The 1,434-nt window shown below is 67.9% G+C and carries 2 protein-coding genes; both read right to left on the reverse strand.

The features are described 5' to 3' along the window. Positions 1 to 76: 76 nt before the first annotated feature. Positions 77 to 922 (reverse strand): S-formylglutathione hydrolase, encoded by an 846-nt coding sequence (fghA, locus tag ACTOWL_RS37860; protein ID WP_441326464.1) that lies wholly within the window; start codon positions 920 to 922, stop codon positions 77 to 79. Continuing rightward, positions 922 to 1,434: zinc-binding dehydrogenase (locus ACTOWL_RS37865; protein ID WP_441326465.1), on the reverse strand; the 513-nt coding region annotated here is incomplete at its 5' end. The genes ACTOWL_RS37865 and fghA, both read right to left, overlap by 1 nt.

The raw sequence follows: 1,434 nt of genomic DNA on the forward strand, positions 1-1,434 counted from the left end.
GGCATCCAGAGACTGTCGACACCCTCCGGATTGCCGGGTCAAGCCCGGCAATGACAGGAAAAGAAGGATGGCCCTGTTACCGGTTCAGCACGCCGGCGTGGTGACGGATGTGGTCGGCGATGAAGGTGGAGATGAAGTAGTAGCTATGGTCGTAGCCGGGATGGCGGCGCAGGGTCAGCTTCTGTCCTGCCTTGCGGCACGCCGCCTCGAGCAGATGCGGGTGCAGCTCGCGCTCCAGGAACTGGTCCGCCTCGCCCTGGTCGATCAGCAGCTCCGGGCAGCGCGCCCCGCCCTCGACCAGCGCCGTCGCATCCCATTGCGCCCATTGGGATTGGTCAGGCCCGAGATAGCGCGAGAATGCCTTCTGCCCCCAGGGGCATTGCGACGGCGCCGCGATCGGCGCGAAGGCCGACACCGAGCGGTACAGGCCGGGGTTGCGCAAGGCCGCCACCAGCGCCCCGTGCCCGCCCATCGAATGCCCGAAGATCCCCATCGCCGAGCGCCGCGCCGGGAAGTGCTTGCCGATCACCTCCGGCAACTCCTGCGTCACATAGGCGTGCATCCGGTAGCCGTCGCGCCAGGGCGCTTCGGTCGCGTCCAGGTAGAACCCGGCGCCGAGCCCGAAATCCCAGCTCTCGTCGTCGCCCGGGTGGCGCCGGTCGCGCGGACTGGTGTCCGGCGCCACCAGCATCAGCCCGAACTCCGCCGCGTGCTGCAAGGCCCCCGCCTTGATGATGAAGGTCTCCTCGGTGCAGGTCAGACCGGCGAGGTACGTGAGCACCGGCACCGGCCGGTCCTGCGCCTGCGGCGGCACATAGACCGCGAACCGCATCTCGCCGCCGATCTCGGCCGAGGCGTGGCTGTAGAACCCGACCTCGCCCGCGAAGGCCCGGTGCTTGCTGCGTGTGACGAGCTCCGACATCAGAACTCGACGACCGTGCGGATCGACTTGCCCTCATGCATCAGGTCGAAGCCCTCATTGATCCGCTCCAAGGGCAGCTTGTGCGTGATCATCGGGTCGATCTCGATCTTGCCCGACATGTACCAGTCGACGATCTTCGGCACGTCGGTGCGGCCCCGCGCCCCGCCGAAGGCCGTGCCCTTCCACACCCGGCCCGTCACCAGCTGGAACGGACGGGTCGAGATCTCCTGCCCCGCACCCGCCACGCCGATCACGATGCTCTGGCCCCAGCCGCGATGCGAGGCTTCCAGCGCCGCCCGCATCACCTTGGTGTTGCCGGTGCAGTCGAAGGTGTAGTCCGCCCCGCCGATCTGGTCCGCCCCGCGCTTGGTCAGGTTCACCAGATACGGCACCAGGTCGCCCTCGACCTCGCTCGGGTTGACGAAATGGGTCATGCCGAAGCGCTCGCCCCATTCCTTCTTCGAGTTGTTCAGGTCGACGCCGATGATCATGTCGGCCCCGGCCAGGCGCAG

The sequence above is a fragment of the Inquilinus sp. CA228 genome (genome assembly GCF_052078665.1).
Taxonomy (GTDB): Bacteria; Pseudomonadota; Alphaproteobacteria; order DSM-16000; family Inquilinaceae; genus Inquilinus.

Coding starts and splice junctions, on each gene's coding strand:
- fghA (WP_441326464.1), bottom strand. CDS start 922: ATGTCGGAGCTCGTCACACGCAGCAAGCACCGGGCCTTCGCGGGCGAG.